This is a genomic window from Oliverpabstia sp. (assembly GCF_022785585.1).
Taxonomy (GTDB): Bacteria; Bacillota; Clostridia; order Lachnospirales; family Lachnospiraceae; genus Oliverpabstia; species Oliverpabstia intestinalis.
In genome coordinates this window covers 1-6,233 of the sequence record NZ_JALFPR010000144.1, presented here as the reverse complement: position 1 = coordinate 6,233, position 6,233 = coordinate 1, and the positions used below count along the sequence as shown (strand labels likewise).

Sequence of the window (6,233 nt, the reverse complement as noted above, 5' to 3'; positions counted from 1 at the left end):
GGCAACGGCTTCGTCCTGAGTCTGTACTTCCGCTTCCTGTGGGTATTCGGTCTGTCCGGTCTCGGATGCGAATATGAAGCTGCTGTTGCTTATGGCAACGACCATGCAAAGCACCAATGCCAGAAGTCTTTTTTTATTTCTACTTTTCATGGTTTTCTCCCTCCTCTTCATCCAAAGCACTCTCTATCAGTTTTAATAATTCTAAAGCGCTGCGGAACTGCTGCTTTTCTTTTTTTTCCACCCAGGTCACCGAACCCTGCCAGGTGGCATTCTGCCTGTTGTAAATATTTAAGATAAAGGTCTCCGTCTTTTTCGTAGAATCGCTCACAGCTGTTCCACCTCCTTCTGTACTCTGTTTTTATATTTGTATTATAATAAACGCACCATTACTAAAAGTATTACAGTCATTATATATTTAGTGTTTTTTTTATTTTTGTTGGATTCTGTAACGTTTTGTGATATCGGTGCGGATCCTGTTCCCTGCCGGCGTAATTATGTCCGCCTGTGGTTGCTATATGTGGAATCTGCTGTATCTTCATGGATTCATCCGTTTCTCTGACGGGTTTTTGCCTCATTACTTATATTGTATGTGGGGTTTTATGGTTTATGACAGGGTTTTTGAGATCGGTCCGGTGGATCCTATTATATATAGAAGAAACTCGTTTTTTATTACTCTTTCATTTTGTTCCGATCTGTGATCGAATTACCCGGATGTGAAATGTAATACTTTTTGATGTTTTCCGCCTGTAAAGTAAAAAGCAGGAATCCTTATCTTTCCTAAGAGTTCCTGCTTTTTTCTGTACTTTTATTTTCTTCCCAGTATGGCATCCATCTCGATGATCAGTTCCAGGACACTGCAGAATTCCATCTCCTGATGTCCTTCTTTCCATGCAAGGATGCCCTGCCAGGTGGCGTTCTGGCGGTATTTGACAAAGATGTGGAAGGTGGCACAGATGCCGTTTTGTTCCATCAGCTGCTGATATTCCATACTTTTTTCATGTAGTTCCTCCATCGCACGCTTTTCCGAAGTGAACTCCCGAAGGACCACGGAGGATTCCGGAAAACGAATGCTGTCGTAAAAGTCTGCCATGTAACGGATCAGCTGCACGACATTTTCAAAGGACTGTGGCTCCTGGGAATAACCGTGATATAGTCGGCCGGATATCTCGCTGGCCTGACTTTCGTCCACACACACCGTGATCAGGTTCGGTGCTGCCAGTACTTCTCCATTCCAAAATTGACTCATGTTTCACACTCCTGTTCCTGTTGCCTATTTCCAGCGAAATTCATTTTTCTGAAAGCTTAATCTTGCATTTGGATTCTCCACGTCTGCGATGGACGATACGTAATACTCCAGATATTTGTTCCAGGATCCATGTTTTTGTGTGAACCGTCCGGCGATGCGCCGGAAGATAATGTCACAGTTTTCCTGGCTGGTTCCGACCAGAAGGATCAGGAACTGAGACGGGCTGTATTTGGAAAAGGAATCTCCGCGGCGCAGACTGTTTTTTACTGCCCGGTGCAGTTCCATGGACATCACATCCAGCTTTTCCCGGTTTTCCATCGGATGGCCGTTGCCGTCTGTCAGGGAGCATACCATAAGGAATGCGGACTGTCCGTTTCGCTCGATCAGCCGACGCACCAGCCGGTAGTTATCCCGGAAGCTTGGCAGGCTGCAGTAGAAGGCACCGTCTTCGTACTCCGGTTCTTTCAGGTCTTCCTTGATCTCTCCTGCCGCATGGTATTTTCTTCCCATCCGTTCGCTCATCTCCTGGAACTGGTTCATCATGCGCTCGGATGGTGTGATTCCCAGTTCTTCAAAGAACATTTTTGAAGTCGCATCGTACAGCTGATATGCTTCTTTGTAGCGGTTCATACCCATCAGGGCATCAATTTTTAAGGACTGCCATTCGTCGAACGGATAGATCTCGATGGCATTGTCTGTCAGTTCCAGAATGGTGTCGTATTCGTGCTGTTCTTTTCTGTAGGCACACAGCCGGCGGAGTATCTTGGAATATTTGTCTTTGTAACGGACACTGTTCATGATGACCCAGTCTTCTCCGGACTGCATCGGAAGAAGTTCTCCTTTGTACAGCCTGCAGGCCTTCTCCCACAGATTCATCTTCCTGGTTTCGTCTACTTCTTCTTCTCCTTCTCTGACAAGTTCCATAAAGTGTGCCACATCCAGATCCACTTTCATCGGGCTGCGCCAGTAAAAGACACCTTTTTCTTTTACGATATACTCATATTCCGGCAGTCCCGCCTCGATCAGCATCTTGCGCAGACGGAATACCGTCACACGCAGGTTATTGCCCACATTGGCCAGTTCTTCTCTTCCAAAGAGATCATCAAGCAGCTGTGCTCTGGGGATTCCTGTGCTTCCGCGGTCCTCCACCAGACTGGAATGTAACAGAATCTGCAGTAGTTTTACTGCTTTGGTTGCCGAGTTTCTCTTGAAGGTTATCGGCTGTTCTCCATAGGTTATGGAGAACCTTCCCAACATATTCACTTTGAGTTCCGGTAACTGATTATCCATATGGTTCCCTCCCCCCATCTACTCCTCGTTTTTATCATAGAAAAGTAAATCGCCTCCGGTATGGTATCTCCCGGAAGCAACTTCTCGCTGATTTTATTTTAGTCAGTTATCTCTTCTTTGTCAACGCAAAGCATTACACTTTTTTTGCTTTCCACGATTTTCTGATCACTTTCGCCAGTTCTTCCTCGCGGATCGGTTTTGCGATATAGTCATCCATTCCTGCTTTCCGGCAGGTTTCCCGGATGTCTGCTGTCGTCTGTGCACTCATCGCAATGATCGGAATCGATGCCGCATCTTCCCGTTTCAGGTCACGGATACGCTGTGTGGCTTCCATGCCGTCCATCACAGGCATCATCACATCCATCAGGATCGCATCGAAACTGCCGGCAGGTTTTTGGAAAAAGAGAGCTACTGCCTCCTGTCCGTTCCATGCTTTTTCTACTTTTGCCCCTGCTTCTTCCAGATAGAACTGTGCAATCTCCATATTGATCTCATTATCCTCTACCAGAAGGATGCTTCGGTCGCGGAGGAGATCCGATATATCTTCTCCCGCTGTGTTTGTTTCTGAAGCGGCTGTCTCGTTGACGGTGAACGGCAGACGGAAGGTAAATGTGGTTCCTTCTCCACGGACGCTCTCCACCTGAATGGTTCCGCCCATCTTTTCCACCAGTCCTTTGACGATCGACATTCCGAGTCCGGTTCCCTGATAGCGTGTTCTGGCTCCGTATTGTTCCTGGGTGAACGGCTCAAACAGCTGATTCTTTACAAAGTCCCCGCTCATGCCGATACCGGTATCTGCGATTCTGAATTCGTACCAGGCTGTTTTTCCGTCACAGGATACTTCTTCCGCGTATGTATCCACGGATCCCTGCGGTTTGTTGTATTTGACCGCATTGCTGAACAGGTTCAGCATGATCTGGCGCAGCTGTAACGGGCTTCCTTTCAGTGCTGTGTGGTGTATATTTTTCCGGTATACCCGGTGTGTGATCCGGTTCTGTTCCAGAAGTGGATTCATCAGTACCGCCACTTCCCGCATCAGCACTTCAAGGTCAAACGGTTCATTCTCTTCCTGGATCTGATTGGTTTCCAGTTTGTTCATATCCAGTACATCGTTGACAAGCGCCAGCAGATGATCGGCAGACACCTGTATCTTATTCATACATTCTTCCATCTTCTCCGGGTTGTGTTCATTTTTCCGAAGGATCTCCAGCATCCCCATGATGCCGTTGAGCGGTGTACGGATATCATGGCTCATGCGGTTCATGAAGTCTGTCTTGGCTTTGCTTTCTGCATCGGCCTCCTGCACCGCTTTTTGCAGCCGTTCTTTTTCCTCTTCTTCTTTTTTATGGAATTCCGAAGTGTTCTTAAACAGAATAATTCCATGTACAGCACTGTGTTCTTTTCCGGTCTCCCGGTCGTACAGCAGTTCCCGGGACATCAGGATCGTCTTCTGAAGCCAGATCATCCTGCCATCCTGTTTTTCTTCCCGGTACTCTACGGTGATCTGTTTATCCCCTTCCCGGAAGCGTTTCAGCAGTTTTTCCGAGGAATCCATGATCCGGTAGCTTTCCAGCGTATCGTCTGTCACCTTTTGACTCCGTTCTCTGCAGTAGGCATCGTAGGAGCATGGCATCTCCCGGTCGATAATAATGCTTTCACGTTTCACATGGTAGAATGCATTTTCCAGGCAGTCATTGGTCAGGTCTACGGTATATACCGCTTCCGCTGTTTCCATTAATGCGTCTACATAATTGCTGTTTTCCAGAATCGACTGTTTCATCTGCTCGTAATAGCGGATCAGTTCCTGTTTTTCATCCGTCTTGTGCTGCCTGCTGTCCCGGAAGTTCTCCTGTCCCAGGATAAAATGGTGTAGTCTGCCATCTTCTGTGGCATCCAGGAATCTCAGGATCACTCTTCCCCGGTGAACCACATTCTCTCTTTTGTAGCGATAGGGAATCTCCAGCTGGGGATTGTCCTTTGTCAGCTGCTGTTCCAGGGAGGTAAGCTGTAAGGTCTCCCAGAATTCTTTTCTCACCCGGTCGGTTGCCAGTTCTTCCACGATCTGTTCCACCGCCCCGGAATAATTACCGTCTTCCGCAAGAAAGTATCCGGTGCTTGACCGCAGGATCTCATACTGATCCATCAGGGCATCACAGTACAGACAGTCCGAAAAATGGTATTTTTCTTTTTTGATCCATTCCAGCAGTTCGTAGGCTTTCTGCTGTTTTTGTGCCGCTTCTTCGATCTTTGCCCTGTTTTTGTCCACGTACATGTTTTTATCCGCCAGCCGAAACAGTTCCCGGAGGGTGGAACCGGCAAAGTCCAGGGAGATTGCGTACCCTGCCGCATAGCTGATTGGCATCTCCGGGTGTTTTGCGGAGTAGTTTTCCATCTGTGTGCGGATCTTTTTTAAGGTTTCCCGCATCTTCGAGTGGTCAGTCTTTTGAAAAATCGCGATGAATTCGTCTCCTCCGTCCCTGCCGACAAAGTTTTCCGGATCTACCGCGAGGCGAAGCTGTTCGGCAAAGGAACGGATATATTCGTCTCCCTTGTCATGTCCCAGATTGTTGTTGATGATTCGCAGGTTATTCAGATCAAACACACAGACGGCTGTACTCTCTTCTTCCCCGAGAGGGGTGGGATCGCTCAGGATCTCTTCGCATTTGTTTTTGTTCGGCAGCCCTGTGGATTCATCCAGATAGATTTTCTTTCGCAGGATCCTGTTTTGTGCCGCACAGCGGAGTGCCCGAAGCAGTTCCACACCGATCAGAAGTACCAGGCAGACAATATCTGCAACTACAATCTTTTCAAGATGATTCAATGCAGTCGCTCTTTTTTGTGAATATCGTTCCGCAATCCCGGTTACCTCATCACACATCCGGAAAAAATTCTCGCTCATGCCGATTATTGCTGTCTGTTCATAGCCTTTTTGCCGTACTTTCGAGATTTCTTCTTTTAATTCCGTAAAGTAAGCTGCAAGTTCATCGATTTTTCCCTGGAATTCTGTATCCTCCAGCCGTACCAGATCCAGTTCGTCACTTCCGAAACGAAGTCCGTTGATGATCGCTTCCACAGTCGCTATCATCTCGTCATCCGGCTCCTTTGACACTTCCAGTTTGATCACCCGCTGGGTTTCTCCGCGAACCAGTCCGGCGTAGTTTACGACCCTTGCCGTTCCCTGGAGGTCACTGACCAGCGACATGATACCGAAAAACAAAATAATCAGTATTATCGTGAGTACCGTCATCCCTGCCCGAAGGATATAGGCTACTCGTTTTTCTCTTTTCTTCATCCATGTTTACCCCATATATGATTTATATTCCTGTGTTCTATACTACCTGATTTTACCGGAAACTGCAATGTTAGCAATATCGAATCTGTTTTCTGTTTTTCCTGCATAATCTCTTAATATTTTTTACTGTCTCTATATAATTATCGCTGCTGTTTGTTCCGTTGCCTGTATCGTCAATATCGTCGGTGATCTGATCCTCGTTGCCGGACTCCATCTGTATGCTGCCGGAGCAGCCCTCGCCACTGTTTTTTCACAGGTTGTCAGTGTGGTGTGTGCGGTTATTCTTCTGCTCAAGAAGAAACTGCCATTTAAGATCTGCAGGTCTGATTTCCGTCTGAACGATCCGGGTGGAAAGTTCTTTACCATCGGTCTTCCTCTGGCTTTGCAGGAGTGCCTGACGCAGCT

The 6,233-nt window shown here is 47.3% G+C and carries 4 protein-coding genes; all 4 read right to left on the bottom strand.

What is annotated here, in order from left to right; genetic code table 11:
- Positions 1-139 precede the first annotated feature (139 nt).
- Complete coding sequence (locus tag MSA64_RS10150; protein ID WP_106491681.1) at positions 140-328, bottom strand: hypothetical protein; 189 nt, start codon at positions 326-328, stop codon at positions 140-142.
- A gap of 477 nt (positions 329-805) precedes the next feature.
- Positions 806-1,246 carry a hypothetical protein gene (locus MSA64_RS10145; protein WP_118635185.1) on the bottom strand — a complete coding sequence of 147 codons (441 nt, stop codon included), beginning with the start codon at positions 1,244-1,246 and terminating at the stop codon, positions 806-808.
- A gap of 24 nt (positions 1,247-1,270) precedes the next feature.
- The gene (locus MSA64_RS10140; protein ID WP_287891510.1) at positions 1,271-2,536 is read right to left on the bottom strand and encodes an AfsR/SARP family transcriptional regulator; all 1,266 of its coding nucleotides are present in this window, start codon (positions 2,534-2,536) and stop codon (positions 1,271-1,273) included.
- A 133-nt stretch (positions 2,537-2,669) separates the two neighbouring features.
- Positions 2,670-5,828, bottom strand: coding sequence for an ATP-binding protein (locus tag MSA64_RS10135; protein WP_287891509.1), 3,159 nt, complete (start codon positions 5,826-5,828; stop codon positions 2,670-2,672).
- Between the last annotated feature and the right edge of the window lie 405 nt (positions 5,829-6,233).

Bases quoted from the DNA above. Each gene is read 5' to 3' on its own strand.
- MSA64_RS10145 (WP_118635185.1), bottom strand. From the start codon at position 1,246: ATGAGTCAATTTTGGAATGGAGAAGTACTGGCAGCACCGAACCTGATC.
- MSA64_RS10140 (WP_287891510.1), bottom strand. From the start codon at position 2,536: ATGGATAATCAGTTACCGGAACTCAAAGTGAATATGTTGGGAAGGTTC.
- MSA64_RS10135 (WP_287891509.1), bottom strand. From the start codon at position 5,828: ATGAAGAAAAGAGAAAAACGAGTAGCCTATATCCTTCGGGCAGGGATG.